At 74.8% G+C, this 17753-nt stretch carries 15 protein-coding genes; 3 read left to right on the top strand and 12 right to left on the bottom strand.

The genetic code is table 11. The annotated features are described in order from the left end of the window. Nucleotides 1-35 precede the first annotated feature (35 nt). The 4 genes from ACWEPX_RS20785 to ACWEPX_RS20770 all read right to left on the bottom strand — a co-directional run bounded on the left by ACWEPX_RS20785 (nt 36) and on the right by ACWEPX_RS20770 (nt 4476). Nucleotides 36-1214 (bottom strand): PucR family transcriptional regulator, encoded by a 1179-nt coding sequence (locus ACWEPX_RS20785; RefSeq protein ID WP_451898846.1) that lies wholly within the window; start codon nt 1212-1214, stop codon nt 36-38. 135 nt (nt 1215-1349) lie between these two features. After that, nucleotides 1350-2579, bottom strand: coding sequence for a glycosyltransferase family 87 protein (locus tag ACWEPX_RS20780; protein ID WP_451898845.1), 1230 nt, complete (start codon nt 2577-2579; stop codon nt 1350-1352). 88 nt (nt 2580-2667) lie between these two features. Continuing rightward, entirely contained in the window at nt 2668-3054 is a 387-nt protein-coding gene (locus tag ACWEPX_RS20775; RefSeq protein WP_451898844.1) for a hypothetical protein, read from the bottom strand. 105 nt (nt 3055-3159) lie between these two features. Further along, a complete protein-coding gene (locus ACWEPX_RS20770) occupies nt 3160-4476 on the bottom strand; it encodes a cytochrome P450 (protein ID WP_451898843.1) in 1317 nt (438 codons plus the stop codon). A 231-nt stretch (nt 4477-4707) separates the two neighbouring features. On the opposite strand from ACWEPX_RS20770, the gene ACWEPX_RS20765 reads away from it, so the two are divergent. After that, on the top strand, nt 4708-5778 hold the full coding sequence (locus tag ACWEPX_RS20765) for a DNA cytosine methyltransferase (RefSeq protein ID WP_451898842.1): 1071 nt from the start codon (nt 4708-4710) through the stop codon (nt 5776-5778). A 13-nt stretch (nt 5779-5791) separates the two neighbouring features. On the opposite strand, the gene ACWEPX_RS20760 is transcribed toward ACWEPX_RS20765, so the two are convergent. The 8 genes from ACWEPX_RS20760 to ACWEPX_RS20725 all read right to left on the bottom strand — a co-directional run bounded on the left by ACWEPX_RS20760 (nt 5792) and on the right by ACWEPX_RS20725 (nt 16295). Then, on the bottom strand, nt 5792-7801 hold the full coding sequence (locus ACWEPX_RS20760) for a molybdopterin cofactor-binding domain-containing protein (protein WP_451898841.1): 2010 nt from the start codon (nt 7799-7801) through the stop codon (nt 5792-5794). Continuing rightward, nucleotides 7798-8250, bottom strand: a complete 453-nt coding sequence (locus tag ACWEPX_RS20755) for a (2Fe-2S)-binding protein (RefSeq protein WP_451898840.1) — start codon at nt 8248-8250, stop codon at nt 7798-7800. Before ACWEPX_RS20755 ends, ACWEPX_RS20760 begins: the two co-directional genes overlap by 4 nt. A gap of 56 nt (nt 8251-8306) precedes the next feature. Further along, nucleotides 8307-10010 carry a serine/threonine-protein kinase gene (locus ACWEPX_RS20750; RefSeq protein ID WP_451898839.1) on the bottom strand — a complete coding sequence of 568 codons (1704 nt, stop codon included), beginning with the start codon at nt 10008-10010 and terminating at the stop codon, nt 8307-8309. An 11-nt stretch (nt 10011-10021) separates the two neighbouring features. Continuing rightward, nucleotides 10022-10723, bottom strand: coding sequence for a DUF2306 domain-containing protein (locus tag ACWEPX_RS20745; RefSeq protein ID WP_451898838.1), 702 nt, complete (start codon nt 10721-10723; stop codon nt 10022-10024). 103 nt (nt 10724-10826) lie between these two features. Further along, nucleotides 10827-13064, bottom strand: a complete 2238-nt coding sequence (secD, locus tag ACWEPX_RS20740) for a protein translocase subunit SecD (RefSeq protein WP_451898837.1) — start codon at nt 13062-13064, stop codon at nt 10827-10829. 36 nt (nt 13065-13100) lie between these two features. Continuing rightward, nucleotides 13101-13478: a hypothetical protein gene (locus tag ACWEPX_RS20735; protein WP_451898836.1), complete on the bottom strand. Its 378-nt coding sequence runs from the start codon at nt 13476-13478 to the stop codon at nt 13101-13103. A gap of 169 nt (nt 13479-13647) precedes the next feature. Next, on the bottom strand, nt 13648-14997 hold the full coding sequence (locus tag ACWEPX_RS20730) for a GGDEF domain-containing protein (RefSeq protein ID WP_451898835.1): 1350 nt from the start codon (nt 14995-14997) through the stop codon (nt 13648-13650). A 107-nt stretch (nt 14998-15104) separates the two neighbouring features. Next, nucleotides 15105-16295: an MFS transporter gene (locus tag ACWEPX_RS20725; protein WP_451898834.1), complete on the bottom strand. Its 1191-nt coding sequence runs from the start codon at nt 16293-16295 to the stop codon at nt 15105-15107. A gap of 173 nt (nt 16296-16468) precedes the next feature. Here ACWEPX_RS20725 and ACWEPX_RS20720 point away from each other — a divergent pair, with 173 nt between their 5' ends. Both ACWEPX_RS20720 and ACWEPX_RS20715 read left to right on the top strand, forming a co-directional pair. Then, entirely contained in the window at nt 16469-16885 is a 417-nt protein-coding gene (locus ACWEPX_RS20720) for a helix-turn-helix domain-containing protein (RefSeq protein WP_451898833.1), read from the top strand. Then, complete coding sequence (locus tag ACWEPX_RS20715) at nt 16878-17501, top strand: hypothetical protein (protein ID WP_451898832.1); 624 nt, start codon at nt 16878-16880, stop codon at nt 17499-17501. The genes ACWEPX_RS20720 and ACWEPX_RS20715 overlap by 8 nt, the downstream gene beginning before the upstream one ends. Nucleotides 17502-17753: the final 252 nt, after the last annotated feature.

Here is a 17753-nt window from a genome sequence, read left to right as displayed (position 1 = left end):
CCCGTCGTCCGCCGCCGACGGAGGGTAGCCCAGGGCTACCCGCCCCCGCGCAGCGACCGCAGCCGGAGCACGGCCTCGGCGGCGAAGCGGAAGTCCGGGTCGGCCAGCCGCTCGCCGAAGACGTCATCGAGCTGGCGCAGCCGGTAGCGGGCGGTCTGCGGGTGGATGCCCAGCTCGGCGGCGATCTCCGGGGCGGAGCGCCCCCAGGAGGTCAGCAGGGCCCGGAAGGTCTCGGCCAGCCGGGCGGCCTTGCCCGCGCCGAGGTCGGCGAGGCGGTCGACGCCGCGCCTGGCCAGCAGCCTGCCCACCGGCTCGCCCGCCAGCAGGAACAGGTCGAGCAGGTGGTCGTCGGCGACGATGACCCGCGGCGAGCGGGGCAGGGTGCGCAGGGCGAGCCGGGCGCAGTGGCGCGACAGCCAGGTCTCCGCGGGCGGCAGCGCGGGCCCGATGGCTGCGCGGGCGCCCGCCACCGCCGCGGTCGCCGCGGCGGTCCCGGCTTCGGCGACGATGGCGGTCAGCTCGCCGGTGCGCTCCAGCAGCAGCACGTCGTCGGCGAAGCGGAACCGGCCGGTCGCGGGGTCGTCGACGACCAGGCACGCCACCCGCTCCGGCAGCGGCCAGCCTGCCCGGGCGGCCAGCTCCCCGGTGGTCGGGCCGGTCTCCGGCGGGTCGCGGCGGACCAGGCGCTCGGCCAGCGCGCGCCTGCGCCGGGCCGGGTCGTCGGCGCCGCGGGCCTTGGCCTCGGCGTAGCCCTTGGCCGACTCGTTGGCCAGGTTGTCGATGTGCACCAGGACGGCGTCGCTGAGGGTGATCACGGTGGTCATCGGCAGCGCGGCGGCCTGGGCGATCTGGGCGTAGCGGCGGCAGGCGACCCGCGCGCCGACCCGGTAGGCGGCCTGCAGGTCGTCCAGCTCGCGGCCGTTGCGGTACTCCGTGCGGCCGAGCCTGCGGAAGAACTCCACGTCCTCCGGCGACGGGCCCGCGGGGTTCTCGATGAGGGCGACGAACTGCGCGATCGCCCGGCGCACCGCGGCGAAGACGTCCCGGCCGACGTCGGTGTTGGGCGCGGCCCGGTAGCCGCCGACCTCCAGCCGGATCGCCTCCACCATCTCCGCGGCGATGGCGTCGATCCGGGGCCGCAGCGCGCGGGCCGCGGCGGCCGGGAGGTTGCGCCACGGCCCGTAGTCCGCGCGCGTCCGCGCCGCTGCGGCCACGGCGATCACCCCCGCGAGATCAAGACAGAGCGCACTGATCTCTGGAAGTTACGGAAGAGTCAACTAGGCGTCAACGATCCTTGAGACCGCAAGCAAAGTTGTGCTCCCCGGCTGCGGAAATGCTCACGGCAGGCGCTAGACCATCTCGGCGGCGCGCGCCACCTCGTGGTCCGGGCGGGGTTTGCGCACGCGGTTCATCCACACGGCGACGCCGAGCGCGAGCATGGCCAGGATCACGTACGAGTCGCCGATGATGTGCTGGTACCAGGTCCACGTCAGCTCGGTGTCGCTGCCGCGGGTCAGGTGCAGGTGGGGTCCGATGAGGAACACCACGAGGAACACCAGCCCGAGAACCAGCGCGGTGCGGTGGCGCATGGCGTGGTAGGCGAACACGACCAGCGCGGGCACGATGAACACCCAGTGGTGCGACCACGCCGTCGGCGCGATCAGCAGGGCCAGCGCGCCGTTGGCCACCAGCGCGGTCGGCGCGTCGACCCGGGCCATCAGCAGGACCACGACGAACACCGTGACCCCGACCAGGCCGATCCACAGCCCCGTCTGCACGTTCTCCGGGATGACCAGCCGCTTGATGGCGGCCAGGATCGTCTGGTTGGTGCCGAACGGGGTGCCGTTGACGCCGTCGGTCGGGCCCGCGCCGGAGAGCCAGTAGTTGACCGAGTCCTTCCAGGCGAAGATGAACCCGATCGCCACGAACGCCGCCCCGCTGAGCACCGTCGTCACCGCGGCCCGGAAGTCGCGGCGCAGCAGGAAGAACAGCAGGAACGCCGCCGGGGTCAGCTTGAGCGCGAACGCCAGGCCGACCAGCATGCCCCGCGGCCAGCGCGGGCGGCGGGCCAGGCAGTCGACGGTGACCAGCGCCAGCAGCCAGAGGTTGATCTGGCCGAAGGTGAGCGTCTCGCGGACCGGCTCCAGGCGCAGCGCGACCGGCAGCACCAGCGCCGTGACGCCGACCACCTCCCACGCGGTCGCCCGCGGCCAGCAGCGGCTGATCACCACGTACAGCGTCGCCGCGAGCGCCAGCACCGACAGGCCGGTCATGAGCACCTTGGCCACGCCCAGCGACACCAGCGCCAGCGGGGCGATCACCAGCAGCGACGGCGGCGGGTACAGGTAGGGCAGGGCCGCGCCGACCGAGGTCTTGGGCATGGGTCCGTACGGGTCGCCGCCGGAGCGCCATGCGTCCACGCCGAAGCGGTAGACCTGCAGGTCGATGAGGTCGTGCCCGGCCAGGACCCGCCACAGCACCAAGCCGGAGATGCAGGCCAGCACCGCGAGGACCACCAGCCGCACGGCGACCGAGGCGTTCGCCCACCAGTCCCGCGTCGTCCGGGCGCCTGTGCGCACCAGCGTCGTAACCGCCACCGGGAAGACCCATCCTGTCGGGTGGCCCGAGGGCCACGTCGCCAACGGGCGATCGATCGGGCAAATGCTACTAGTCGACCGGCACTGACCTGGGCAGGGGCATGACCAGCGAGCACACCTGCGACAGCTGCGTCGGGAACTGGGCGGTGACGGCCTTCCACGCCGCCCGCAGCGACACGTCCTCGGCCAGCACGATCAGCGGACCGCGGCCCCAGTGCGTGGCCACGACGGTGCCGACCCGGTCGGCCTCGCCCGGGGCGGGCGCGCCACCGGGGAGGAACTCGATGGTCAGCGAGGCGTTCGTGCCGGTGACGTCGTCGGCGACGCCGACCATCGCCGCGTGGTAGGCGCGCTGGGAGTTGCGCACGGTCACGTCCAACGGCAGGGCGCACTCCGGGTAGGCCGAGTTGTAGGCGGCGACGGTGGCGAACCGTCGCGGCAGGTCGTCAATGGCCATGTCTGCTCCCGTGGTGCGTTCGAACACCGCCGAACGATACCGGCAGGCCAGAGCGGAGTTCGCAGGCTCGGCCCAAGGTGGGCCGGATGCGCGTGCCCGGTCGGCTCAACGGGTGAGGACCGGCAGGGCGTCCACCCCGTAGACGATCGACTTCTGGCGGAACGGCAGGGCCGCGAAGTCGCCCGCCAGCCGCAGGTCCGGGAACCGCCGGACCAGGGCCGGGTAGGCCGCGCGCAGCTCCATGCGGGCCAGCTCGGCGCCGATGCAGCGGTGCGCGCCGTGCCCGAAGGACAGGTGCGAGGTGGGCTGGCGGGTGCGGTCGAAGCCGGGGTCGGCCACCAGGGCGGGGTCGCGGTTGGCGGCGTTGAGGCTGACCACCACCACATCGCCCTTGCCGATCGCGGTGTCGGCGACCACGACGTCCTCGCGGGCGAAGCGCGGGAAGGCGACCTGCACGACCGCCAGGTACCGCAGCAGCTCGTCGACGAACGGCGAGACCGCGGCGTCGTCGTCGCGGATCATGGCGAAGGACTCGGGGTCGCGCAGCAGGACGATCGCGCCGAGGGCGAGCATGCTGGCCGTGGTCTCGAAGCCGCCGGTGAGCACGCCGTCGGCGATGCCCGCCAGCTCGTCGTCGGTCAGGTCGTCGCCGTGCTCGCGGATGAGCGAGCCGAGCAGGCCGTCACCGGGCTCGCGGCGCTGCCTGCGCACGACCTCGGTCAGGTACTCCAGCGACTCCGAGATCGCGCCCAGCGACGCGGTGGCCCCGCTGAACAGGTCGAACCGGGCCACGCTGAGCCGCTGGAAGTCGCCGCGGTCGGCGTAGGGGACGCCGAGCAGCTCGCAGATCGTCAGCGACGGGATCGGCAGGGCGAACTCGGTCACCAGGTCGACCGGGCCGTCCACGCGGGCCATGTTGTCCAGGCACTCGGTGACGATCTCGTCGATGCGCGGGGTGAGCCGGGCCAGCCGCCGCATCGTGAACTCCGGCGTGAGCAGCTTGCGCAGCCGGGTGTGGTCCGGCGGGTCGGCGAAGCCGAGGCCGCCGGGGTTGGTCGTCTCCAGGTCGCCGAGGGCGCCCGCGAGGTGGACGAAGTCGTTGCTGAACGCGCGGGTGTCGGCGAGCACCTGCTTGGCGGCCTCGTACTCGGTGACCAGCCACAGGTTCACCCCGAACGGGATGGGCAGCTTGGTCACCGGCGCGGCCGCGCGCAGCGCCTCGGCCTCGGCGACCGGCTCCAGGCCGTCGCGGGCCAGCGGCACCATCGCCGAGTCCGGGAGCAGCCGGGACAGGTCCAGACCCTTGCCCTTGCGGGTCACCCTGGCCAGGTAGCGGCGGATCAGCCACCCCTTGAGCCGCGCGGCGAGGCCGCGGGCCTGCGTGGTCGTCTGGGCTCCGGCCTTGCGCACTGCCGTGTTCATCGCGACCCCCCGGGCCGAACCCCCGCCCGTCGTGCCCGCGGCAGGTGCGGGGCGTCCCGTCGCGGCTGGGTTTCACAGATTGCCCGGCAAGCCTAGGCGACATCATCACGCGGGTGCACGGGGGTGGACCCTACTCACACCAGGAGTTTTCCGGACGCCGGTCCGGTCCGGACACACCGGTGACGGGGTGGTCACCGCGCGTCCGGCCCGGCGTCGCTAGCGTTGCCGCGTGTGAGCGCCCTGACGATGATCGACCTGTTCGCCGGGTGCGGCGGGATGACGGCGGGGTTCGCGGCCGCCGGGTTCGAGCCGGTGCTCGCCGTCGAGCACGACCGGGCCGCCGCGGCGACCTACGCGGCCAACTTCGGCGGCGCGCACGTGCGCCCGGTCGACATCGCCGCGCTGCGCGCCGCCGAGATCCCGCGCGCGGACGTCATCATCGGCGGGCCGCCCTGCCAGGGCTTCTCCAACCTCGGCGCGCGGGACGCTGGCGACCCGCGCAACCAGCTGTGGCGGGAGTACCTGCGGGTCGTCGAGCACGCGCGGCCCGCGGTGTTCGTCATCGAGAACGTGGACCGCTTCCTGGCGGCCCCGGAGCTGGCGCTGCTGCGCGAGCACACCAGCGGCTACGCGCTGACCGCAGGCCACCTGCTGGCCGCCGACTTCGGGGTGCCGCAGCGGCGCAAGCGGGCCTTCGTGATCGGCTCGCGGGTCGGGCCGATCCCGCTGCCGCGGCCGACCCACGACCGCGCCGCGTGGCACGGCACCCGCAGCGTCCTCGCCGGACTGCCCGAGCACCCGACGACCACGCGGCTGCCCGACTCCCGCATCGACTTCCACGGCGCCGCGGTGCCCGGTGTGTTCAAGAGCACGGACCTGCACCTCGCGCGCACGCCGACCGCGCTGTCGCTGGAGCGCTACCGGCACATCCCGCCGGGCGGCGGCCGGTTCGACCTGCCCGACCACCTGCTCCCCCGCTGCTGGCGGGAGAAGCGCACCGGCACCACCGACGTGATGGGCCGGATGCGCTGGGACCAGCCGTCGCTGACGATCCGCACCGAGTTCTACAAGCCGGAGAAGGGCCAGTACCTCCACCCCGAGCAGCACCGCCCGATCACCCACCGGGAGGCCGCGCGGCTGCAGAGCTTCCCGGACGACTTCGGCTGGTGCGGCACCAAGGTCGAGATCGCCCGGCAGATCGGCAACGCCGTGCCCCCGGTCCTGGCCGCGGCCGTGGCCACCCACCTGCGGCCCCACCTCACCGGCGAGCAGGCGACCCCGCCGACCTGCCCGCTCTGCTGACCGGCGGCGCCGCTCAGCCCACCGGGCGGTTCACCGGCATCCCGGTCACCGGCTGGCCGGTGCCCAGCGACCACGCCGAGGCCAGCGCCGCGGCCGCGGGCGGGTAGGCCAGCTCGCCGAGACCGCCGACCGGGGCGCCGGAATCCACCGCCAGCACCTCGATGTCGGGAGCCTGGTCGATGCGGGCCCAGGCGTAGTCGCGGAACGAGGATTCGACCACCGCGCCGCCGCGGACGGTGATCTGCGCGCCGAAGACGGTCGACACCGCGTCGAGCACGCAGCCCTCCACCTGCGCGCGCAGGCCGGATGGGTGCAGGGTCGCACCGACGTCGACCGCGGCCACCACCCGGGTCGGGTTCCCGGTGCGGTCGGCCTCCACGACGATCGCGCACGCCGAGCCGTAGTCCACCGCGCAGGCGGCGGACCTGACCCGGTCGCGGCGGGGCCGCAGGCGCTGGGCGGCGGCGGCCAGGACCGGGCGGGCGCGGGAGTCCGGGGCCAGCAGCCGGGTGCGGAAGGCCACCGGGTCGGCGCCCGCGCGCTGGGCCAGGGCGCCGAGGAAGCACTCGTCGGCGTAGGTGAACTGGCCGGTGTAGACCGAGCGCCAGAAGCCGGTGCGCAGCGGGGCGGGGCGCAGGGCGACGCGGACCTCGCCCGCCACCGCGTACGGGAACTGGTCGCCCATCTGCCGGACCATGTCCGGGGACATGAACGGGATGACGTTCAGCGGCCAGGTCGCCAAGTCGTGCGCGCGCCAGGTGGGCAGGCCGCGGTCGTCGACCACCGCGGCGAGGCGGTGCACCGACAGCGGCCGGTAGGAGTCGTGGCGGGTGTCGTCGTCGCGGGTCCACACCACCTGCACCGGCTTGCCGACCGCGCGCGAGCAGATCACGGCCTCCAGCACGAAGTCCGGCTCCACGCGCCGCCCGAACGCCCCGCCCGCGAGCGTGGGTTCGACGTGGACGGCGGCGCGGTCCAGGCCGAGGAAGCGGGCCACCTGGTCGCGGTGGCCGCCCGGGTCCTGGGTGGGCAGCCACAGGGTCGCCCCGTCCGGGCGCACGTGCGCGGTGGCGTTCATCGGCTCCATCGGCGCGTGCGCGACCATCGGCAGCCGGTAGGTCGCGGTGTGGGCGATCGGGCCGGGAGCCTCGACGGGCGCGGGGATGCTCGCGGCGAGTTCGTCCAGCCACACGCGGCTGTCCGCCTCGGGCGTCCCACCGGTCCACGTGGCCCGCAGTGCCGCGCGCCCGCGCAGCGCAGCGGCGGTGCTCCTGGCGATCACGGCGACGCCACCCTGCACCCCGGTCGCCGGATCGAGCCGGACGACCGCGGTGACGTCGGTGACCGCGCTGTCGTCCACCTCGGCCAGCCGCGCCCCGATCCACGGCGGGCGCAGCACGGCGGCGACGTGCCGGTCGGGCACGCGCACATCGATGCCGTAGCGGGCGCGGCCGGTGACGATGTCGCCCGCGTCGATGCGCCCGCCCCGGCCGCCGAGCACCCGCCAGCGCGGGCGCGGGGTCAGGGTCACCTCGACCGTCGCGGGATCGATGGCGGCGGCGTCGTCCACGAGGGCGGCGTAGCGCAGGCGTCGGCCGCGGTGGTGCACGGCCCCGTCGCGCGCCCGGCACTCCGCCACCGGCACGCCCCAGCGCCGCGCCGCCGCGGCGACGAGCAGGCAGCGCGCGGTGGCCGCCGCGGTGCGCACCGGTTCGGTCATGGCGCGCACCGACATCGATCCGGCGACCATCTGCGGGCCGTAGCGGCGGTTGTCGCCGGGGGCCTGGACGAACCGCAGGTCGGCCACGGCCACGGCCAGCTCCTCGGCGGCCAGCATCGCCGCGACCGTGCGCACGCCCTGGCCGGTGTCCGGGCGCGGCAGCGTCATGGTGATGCCGCCCGCGGAATCCAGGCGCAGCAACACGTTCGGCGACCACTCGGCGGTGGCGAGGGCGGGCAGCGGCACGCTCACCGCCAGCACGCCGACGCCCGCGCCGACGAGGAACCCGCGCCGCCCGATCATGCGCGACCGCCCCGGGCCGCGCGCCGGATCGCGGCGCGGATGCGCGAGTACGTGCCGCAGCGGCACACGTTGTCGCGCATCGCCGCGTCGATCTCGTCGTCGCTGGGATCGGGGTTCTGCGCCAGCAGCGCCACCGCGGTCATGATCTGCCCGGGCTGGCAGTAGCCGCACTGGGCCACGTCGAGTTCGAGCCAGGCGCGCTGGACCGGGTGGTCGCCGCCGAGCCCTTCGATGGTCGTGATGTCCGCGCCCGCGGACTCGGCCACCGTGCGCACGCACGGCCGAGCGGCCCGACCGTCCACAAGGGACGTGCAGGCGCCGCAGGCCCCGACGCCGCAACCGTATTTCGGCCCGGTGATGCCCAGATCGTCGCGCAGCGCCCAGAGCAGGGGCGTGTCGCCGGGAACATCGACCGCGCTGTCCTCGCCGTTGACCCGCAACCGGTACATGCATTCCCCCGTCGCCGTCGAAGACCTCCATCTTGCCCACGACGGCGCGCGAAAAGCTAGGTCTCGTCGAACGCCGATCGCCCGTACCAGGTCAGCGCCGCGCGCAATTCGGCGATTTCGCGCTTGCGGCGCGCGGTCCGCTTCTCGTGCGCGATCGGGTAGACGCGGTAGCCGCCGTGGTGGTCGGGCTTGCCGGGCAGCGCGGCGGGGTCGCGCGGCCAGACCACCAGCCACGGCTGGTTCTTGTCCGCCACGATCCGCACGCGGGCGATCTTGGGCCACTTCAGCGCCGTCACCGTCGCCCCCCGCCGCCACGACAGCCCGCCCGCGGTCACCTCGACCCGCCGCTGCGGCCCCAGCGCCTGGCCCGCCCGGCGCGCGGCGACGAGCCCGACGAGCGCCGCGACGGCGAACACCAGCAGCCCCAGCGCCGGGTGCTCGGTGCGCCCGGCCTCGGCGGCCGCGGCGGCCAGCAGCCCGGCCGCGGCGAACCCGACGACGGCGGCGGTGGCGGGCGGGCGGCGGGTGGTGGTGAACACCGCCTGCCCCGGCCGCCCGTCGATGGCTTCGCGCGCCTGCTCGACCAGCTTGCCGACCCGCTCGGCGAACTTGGGCTCGGCAGGCGCCTTGGCCCACCGGCGCAGCAGCCCCTTGGCGGGCGCGGGCCGCTCCTGCTCCTGCACGCCCACCCCGGCGACCGGCGCGGGCGCAACCGGCGCGGGCGCGACCACCGCGGCGGGCGGCGGGACCGGCGCCTCACCTGCCTTCGCCAGCAGCCGCCGCAGCAGCCCCGGCCCCTCGGCGCTCGGCGGGACGCCGCCGGGCGGGACGGGGTGCTCGCCGCGTTCGAGCCACCAGCGGGCGCGCGGGCTCAGATGGTCCGGCGGCAAGACCCTGGTCGCCGGCCGGGCGGCGACGACCTGCGTGCGGCGCTCCTCCACCAGGGTCCGCACGGCCGTCGGCAGCCAGTCCCCCGCCGCCGTCCCGCCCAGCGCGGCGACCAGCTCCGCCGCGGTCGGGCGGGACCGCGGCGCGCGCTCCAGGCACCGGGCGACCAGCTCGCGCAGGTCTGGCGGCACGTCGCGCAGGTCGGGGCGGGTGTGCACGGCCCGGTACATCAAGGCGGCGGTGTCGCCCTCGCCGAAGGGGTTGCGCCCGGACGCGGCGAAGGCGAGCACCGCGCCGAAGGCGAACACGTCGGATGCGGGCCCGACCTCGCGGCCCTCGATCTGCTCCGGCGACAGGTAGCCGGGCGTGCCGACGACCATCCCGGTGCGGGTCAGCTCCGAGCCCGCCAGCGCCTTGGAGATGCCGAAGTCGATGACCCGGGGCCCGTCGGCGGCCAGCAGCACGTTCGACGGCTTGAGGTCGCGGTGCACCAGCCCGGCGGCGTGGATGGCGGCCAGCGCCTCGGCCAGCCCGGCGGCCAGGCCGCGCACCGCCTCCGGCGGCAGCGCCCCGGTCGAGCGCACGGCCTCGTGCAGGTCCAGGCCGGGCACGTACTCGGTGGCCAGCCAGGGCTGCGGCGCGTCCGGGTCGGCGTCGACCACCGCGGCGGTCCAGAACCCGCCGACCGCCCTGGCCATCGCGATCTCGCGGCGGAACCGCTCGCGGAAGCCGGGGTCCTCGGCCAGCTCCGCGCGCACGACCTTGACCGCGACCAGCCTGCCGCCCGGCGAGCGCGCGAGGTGCACCGTGCCCATCGCGCCGCCGCCGAGCCGACCGACGATCTCGTACGCGCCTACCCTGAGTTCCGCCATCCCCCACGAGGTTACCGAGCCCGCCCCCGCCTGCGCTGCAGCCATGCCTCCACGGCCAGCAGCGGCACCACCCAGCCCAGCCAGTTCGAGATCCCGGCGACCGAGTACAGCAGGGCGATCTCGCTGCCGCCGAACATGGTGTCCAGGTGCGGGGTGAGCACGGCGGCGGCCAGCGGCGCCCAGATCCGGTTGGTGATGGTGGACAGCGTCAGCGTGTAGCTGCGGATCATCCACACGCGGTGCTCGGCGAAGGAGCGCCTGCGGGCCTTGACGTAGCCGGTGATCGTCGAGCCGAACCAGATGGCCGAAAGCAGGACCAAGCTCACCCGGCCAACCGGACCGAAGGGCGACATCGCGCCGACGACCAGCGCCGCCGCGGCCGAGGGCAGCACGCCCGCGAACACGTAGATTCGGCCGAGCACCCGGTGCGCCGCCCGGTGGCGGCTGCGGAACCACGGCCAGACCTGGAAGAACCCGGAGAGCATGGCGATCGCGCCGAACCCGATGTGGGCCAGCAGCGCCGGGTAGTAGACCGAGCTGCCCGCGGGCACCGGCACCCGCGACGCCGCCGGGTCGAGCCCGGCGTACGGCGGGATCGAGAACACCAGGAAGGCCGCGACCACCGCGCCCAGCGGCACGATCCACGGCCTGCGCCACCACGGTCGCCGCGGCTTCACCGGTGGTTGCACGCGCGGCTCGGCGACTGTCGTCACTTCATCCCCCTCGGAAACGATCTCGGCTCTCCCGCGCCCAAGCTAGGCAGCGGGAGAGCCGGGATCGATCCGGCGGGCACCCCGGTCCGGGGTGGGGCCAGCCCTACACCACGGCGCCGTCGGTGCGGTCACCGGCGCGCGGGCGCTCCTTCACGGGCTGCTTGACGGGCGTCGGCCACCGCCGCTCCAGCACGATCGCGGCCGGGCCCGCGGTGATCACCGTGGACGCGGTGCCCGCGATCAGGCCCAGCAGCAGCGCCAGCGCGAAGTCGGCCAGCGACCCGTCGCCCAGGACCAGCAGCGCGCCGAGGACGAACAGCACACCCATACCGGTGTTGACCGTCCGAGGCAGCGTTTGCAGCACCGCGCGGCCGACGACCTCGGCGAAGGGCGTCTTGCGGTTCTGCCCGCGCAGCTCGCGCACCCGGTCGAACACCACCACCGAGTCGTTGACCGAGTAGCCGATGACGGTCAGCAGCGCGGCCAGGAACACCCCGTCGAACGGCTTGCCGAGCCAGGCGAAGACGCCCACGACGATCAGCACGTCCTGGGCCAGGGCGACCACGGTGGCCAGGCCGAGCCGCCAGTTGAACCGGATCGCCAGGTAGGCCAGCTGGGCCAGCACGGCAAGGCCCAGGGCGATGACCGCCTTGGTGCGCAGCTCGTCGCCGAGGCTGGGCCCGATCTGCTCGTCGCGCAGCTGCTCGGCCCCGCCCGCGACCTCGGCGACGGCCGCCTTGACCCGGTCGGCCCCCGACTGGTCGATGGGCTCGGTGCGCACCGAGACGGCGTTGTCCCCGGACTCCTGCACCACCGCGCGCGGGAACCCGGCCTCGGCGATCTCGGCGCGCACGCGGTCGACGTCCACCGGCCCGGGCGTGCTGTACTCCAGCACCCGGCCGCCGGTGAACTCCAGGCCGAGGGTCGGGCCGATCGCCACCAGCCCGACCAGCGCGATCAGCACCGCGGCGCCCGCGCCCAGCAGCCAGCGCACCGGCTTGCCGAGGAACCCGGGGTCGCGGCGGTCGACCCACTCGCGGACCCGGCCGCGGTGGGCGAGCCCGGTCAGCTTCCCCATCCGCTCGCGCAGGCCGAACATGAACAGCACGCGGGCCAGGATCAGCGTGGAGAACAGCGCGGCGAGCACACCGATGGTCAGCGTGACGCCGAAGCCGCGGACCGGGCCGGAGGCCAGGAAGAACAGCAGCACGGCGGCCAGCAGCGTGGTGACGTTGGAGTCGATGATCGCCGACCACGCCCCGGAGAACCCGCGTTCGACGGCCCGCTGCGGTGTGGCCCCGCGTTCCTCGCGCGCTCTCTCGAAGACCAGCACCGTGGCGTCGACGGCCATGCCGATGGCCAGCACGAAACCGGCGAGGCCGGGCAGGGTGAGGGTGGCCCCGACGGCGATCAGCGCGCCGTAGGCGGCCACGGCGTAGCCGACCAGGGCGATGACGGCCAGCAGGCCGGCGAGCCGGTAGACGGCGATGAGGAACAGCGCGGTCAGCGCCAGGCCGATGACGGCGGCCTTGGCGCTGGCGTCGATGGCGTCGGCGCCGAGGGTGGGGCCGACGGTCCGCTGCTCGATGATCTCCACCGGCACCGGCAGCGCGCCGCCGTTGATCAGCAGGGAGAGGTCCTTGGCCTGCTCGGCGCTGAACTGCCCGGTGATGCGGGTGTTGTTGCCGATCATGCCGATGTCGCACTGCACGCTCGGGTCGACCTGCGGGGAGGAGATGACCTTGTTGTCCAGGACGATGGCCACGCGCCTGCCCGGGTCGCCCGGCGGCGAGCAGGCCGCCTTGCCGGTCAGCTCCTCCCACTGGCGCCCCGCCGCGCCGGAGAAGTCGATGTTCACCTGGTAGCCGACGCCCTGCGGGTCGGCGCTGGACGAGGCCTTCTCCACGCCCTCGCCGGTGAACGCGGCCGGGCCCAGCGGGATCGGGTTGCCGTCCTCGTCCGGGGTCGGGGTGCCGTCGGGGGTGATGGGGTGGAAGGTGAGCTGCGCGGTGCGGCCGATGACGTCCACGGCCTCCCGCGGGTCCTGCACGCCGGGCAGCTCGATGATGATCCGGTTCTCCCCCGACCGGGCGATCAGCGGCTCGGCGACGCCGAGCGCGTCGACCCGGCGCCGCAGCACCTCCAGCGCCCGGTCGGTGGCCGCGGCGTCGGCCACGGTGGTCGGGGAGTCCTTGGTCTCCAGGGTGATCTGGGTGCCGCCGCGCAGGTCGAGGCCGAGCCGCGGGGCGGTGGTGATGAGCAGGTAGACGGAGGCGGCGAGGACGACGAGGGACACCAGGGTCCGCCCGACAAGCCCGCGCCGCGCAGGGTTGCGCGCCACTACTTTCCTCTCCGGGAGTTGCCCGCCGCGCGGGCGTCAGGGGTGCTGGGGAGGGGAGAGCAGCGGCGGCCCGCGCTGGGCGGGCGGGTCGGCGGGGAGGGACGCGGCCCCGGGCAGCTCCGGGACGGGCGCGGCCACGGCCACGAGATCAGCCCGCCGCGGCGGCCCGCTGTCGACGATCGCGGGCGGTGGATCAATCCGCTCGTGCTGCGGCGAGAGCACGACCGCCTGCCGCACCGGGGTGACCCGGGTCGGCGCCACCGCGTCGACGTCGTGGTTCTGCACCAGCGCCGCGGTCCCGTCGGCCCGCCCGGCGCCAGCCCCCACGACGATGGCGAGCGCGCCGAAGAACGGCAGCAGCCCGGCGAGCAAGCCCGCCGCCCACCGCCGCGGCCCCGCCGCCGCCCATGCCATGGCCGCCACTGTACCGACGCGCTCGGTCACGCCCTACAGCCACAGCCCCCACCGCCGCGCCCAGCCGCCCGGCCTGCACCGTCGCGGCCGCCCGGCCGCCTCATCCGGAGAACTCGCCCACCGCACCGCACAGCCGATCCCGGCCACTGGGCGGTGCGACCGGCGGCGGCTATGCGGGCTCGGTGCGGGCGAGCCTGCCCTGCTTGGGCAGCCACGGCCTGCCTGCCAGCTCGACCCGGTCGCGGCCGGCCCACTTGGCCGCGCGCAGCGCCTGGTCGGCCACGTCCTGCAGGTCCTCCAGCGTGCCGCCGTGGTCCGGGGAGACGGCGACGCCGATGGAGATCGTGCAGGGCGGCAGGCCGCCGCGGCCGAGGCGGACCGGTTTGCCGCCCGCGGGGGTGCTGATCTCGGTGTCCAGCTCGCGGACGGCGACGCGGATGCGTTCGGCGATGTCGCGGGCCTCGCGGGCGGTCGTCCCGGGGAGGACGACGGCCAGCTCCTCGCCGCCCCAGCGGGAGACGATGTCGCCGCGGCGGACGCAGCCGCGGAGGCGCTCGGCGACCGCGCGCAGGACCTGGTCGCCGCCGAAGTGGCCCAGGCGGGTGTTCCAGTCCTTGAAGTGGTCGATGTCGAGCATGAGCACCGCCGTCGGGTGGCCGCCGGAGCGGTCGACCTCCAGGGCGGTGCCCGCGACCAGCTCGAACCCGCGGCGGTTGGGCAGGGTCGTCAGGGAGTCGGTGAGGGCGTCGACGGCCAGCTGCTCGCGCTCGGCCTCCAGCGCGGCGATCTTCCCGACGTTGAGCGTCTCGCGGACGGCGACGGCCAGCACCCCGACCAGGCAGGCGGGGGCGACGACGGCGATCACCGCCGCGGCGGCCGCCAGCAGCAGCGTGTGCACGATCAGCCAGTTGTCGCCCGGCGTGCCGAGCAGGGTCACCAGCCGCCAGTCGCGGAAGCGGACGCCGCGGTAGACGGCGATCGGGATGGCCTGGGCGAGGAAGTAGGCCGCGATGGCCAGCGCCAGCACCGCGGCCGTCCGGATGCCGCTGGCGGCCTCGACGTGCAGCAGCGGCCGCACCAGCCCCACCCCGTGCACCGACAGCAGCACCGTCGCCGAGGTGGCGATCCACAGCGCGGGCGGGCGGCGGGCGATGCGGTAGCGGGCGGCGCGCACGACCACGACCAGCGGCACGACCAGGGTGACCGGCAGCACCAGCGCCGCGCCGCAGAACCAGATGCTCGACTGGTCGACGAACTCGACCGCGCCGCGCTGCAGCCGCCTGCCGCGGCGGCGCTCCTCGGCCAACCGGGTCAACGCGACGTGGACCAGGGCGCAGCCGGTGAACAGGGCCAGCAGCGCCCAATCGCGTCGGGACGGCGCAGGCGAGAGCAACGATCCGGCAACGGTGGCCGCGACCGCGGCCAGGTCGATGGCCAGGATCGACAGCACGGCGGGCAGGCCGTAGCCCCACAGCGCCCAGGAGCGCGGCGCGGCGGCCGATTTCGCGGAACTGATCATCCGTGCCACGCTGGCCGTGGTCGAATCGGAGCCGCGCCCGGCGGGGCGCCTTCGGCGGGAAGGGAGGAACTGCCATGTGCGGCGACCGCGACTTGTGATCCGGTCGGTCATGCCGACACCCCCAGCCGGCCCCCGACGCGGTCGGGCCGAAGCCGGTTCCAGGCCGCCGCGCCGAGGAGCGCGGCGGCCGTCCCCGCCGCGCCCACCGCGCCGATGGCCCCCGACGGGGTGAGCAGGTCGGCCAGCCCGCCGCCGACGAGCACCCCGATCCCCTGACCGGCGCGCAGCCCGGTGCGCATCCAGCCGACCGTGCGCCCGCCCGCGGCGTCGGGCACCAGGTCGAGCACCGTCGCCCGCACTGCCGGGATGTGCGCGGCCCCGACGCCGGAGAGCACCAGCAGCGCCGCGGCCGCCCACGGCCCGGGGTCCAGGGCGAACAGGGCCAGCGGCAGCACGCTGAGCACCACCAGCGGCCCGATCATGGCCCGCCGGGCGGCGTCGTCGCGGCGGTCGAGCAGCACCGAGGCCAGCAGGAAGCCCACGACGTCGGCGGCCAGCAGCGGGCCGATCACCCAGTCCGGCGCGCCCATCGCCACCACCAGCGGCACCATCACCGCGTCGGGCAGGATCGCCAGCGTGCCGACGAGGATGAGGGCGTTGAGCACCCGCAGCCGCCGGTCGGCCCACAGCAGCCGCAGCCCCGTGCCGCGCACCGGCTCGGGGGGCGCGGTGGGCGCGGGCAGGGCGGGCACGTAGGCCAGCACGAGGAGCGCGACCGCGACGAAGGACGCGGCGTTGAGCAGGAAGGCGGTGTGCGCGCCGACCAGGCCGACGATGGCCGCGGCGATGCCGAGCCCGACGAGCTGGCCCGCCTCGCGCACCATCGACAGCCGGGCCTGGCCGCGGCCGTGCCACGACGGCGGCAGCACCGCCCGCACGGTCACCGCCTGCGCCGCGCGGAACGGCGCGCCCGCCGCGGCGATGCCCGCGACGGCCGCGACGATCACCGCGACCGGCGCGGAGGGGATGGCGAGGACTGCCGACAGCGCGGCCTGCACCAGCGCGGTGACCACCATGACCCGGCGGCGGGGGTGGCGGTCGACCAGCGGGACCAGCAGCGGGCCGGCGACCAGGTCGGGCAGCAGGGTGGCGGCGTAGGTCAGCGCGGCGGCAGCCGCCGATCCGGTGGCGCCGTAGACCAGCATGGCCACCGCGACCCTGGCGAGCTGGTCGCCGAGGGTGGACGCCGCCTCGCCGACGGCCAACGCCCGGAAGACCGCACCCGACGTGTGCCCCACCTCCCCCACGAGATGCCCCCAGTCGTCCGCCGTGACGCTACCGATTAACTGATATGGCGGCTATCTTCCAGGGTGAGGCTATGACAGTTTGGCGGCACGGTCCGGGTGACGGTGGGGTTCCACCCGATCAGCTCAAGGCCGACACCGAGGGTGAACGAGAGAGTGGACCGAGCGTGACAGAGACCGGGGGCGGGCCGACGCTGGCGGCGAAGCTGAACACGCTGTTCGCCTCGATCCGCCCGGACTCCGAGCGCCAGTACACGAACAAGGAGGTCGCCTGCGCGGTCGGCTGCACCCCGGTGATGATCGGCTACCTGCGGTCGGGGCAGCGCGACAACCCGAGCATCAACCTGCTGCGCAGCCTGGAGGCCTTCTTCGGCGTGCCCCACGGCTACCTCTACCTCGACGACCCGAACCTGACCCGCCGCGTCGACGACCAGCTGGCCATCCTGGACCGGATGACGGCCACCGGCGTGCTGCGCATCGCCCAGCGCGCCTCGATGGTCTCGGCCGAGGGCCTGGCCGCCCTGACGAAGATGCTGGACGCCGTCATCGAACTCGAACGCGCCCGCGGGCAGCGCGATGCCTGACCGCCCGGTCTCCCTGCGCCGCGCCCGCCGCCGCGTCTCCGACGCCGTGGACGCCGTGATCGCGGGCATCCCCGCCGAACCGGGGTCCCCCTTCGACATCGCGGACTTCTGCGCCCGCCTGGCCGACCTGCGCGGGCGCCCCATCGAGCTGCTGGCCATGGGCCCCCTCCTTGGCGGCCGCCCGGTCCCCATGACGGGCCTGCTGGTCGCCCTCCCCACCGCGGACTACCTGTTCTACGACGACAACACCTCGCCGTCCTTCCGCGAGAACGCGATCATGCACGAACTGGGCCACCTGGTCCTCGGCCACAGCGCCGCAGGCACCCCCGCCGCCGACGACGTGGACCTCCTCTCCACCCTGCTCCCCGACCTCGACCCCACCATGGTCCGCCGAATGCTCTCCACCGCCCTCGGCCGCCGCGGCTACACCGACCACCAGGAGGTGGAAGCAGAAATGTTCGCCTCCCTCCTCTGGCGCCGCCGAGCCGTAGCAACCCACACCCTGATCCGCCCCACAATCCACCTCCCCCCCAAAGACAAACGAGTAGTGGACCGCCTAGCCCAAGCCCTAGGCCCAACAACCCCACCCACCCCAACCGACCAACAAGGACACTGAGAAGGGAAGGGCAGGCCCCACCACCCACCACAGGAACGCACCCCCAGACCCACGAGGATGTGAACAGACCTGCCACGCACCCAACAGGAACGCGCCCAAGACCAACAAGGACACTGATGTGAGCAGACCAGCCACCCACCAACAGCAACCGCCCCACCCCAAGTGTCCGATGGGGTGGACTTGCATTCGCGGGGAGCGAAACGCCGCTAAACTCGCGAGGGCGTGAACGGGCTCCGCCCGCCTTCACCGCCT

The sequence above is a fragment of the Actinokineospora sp. NPDC004072 genome (assembly GCF_053604195.1).
This window is presented reverse-complemented; position numbering and strand designations above follow the sequence as displayed.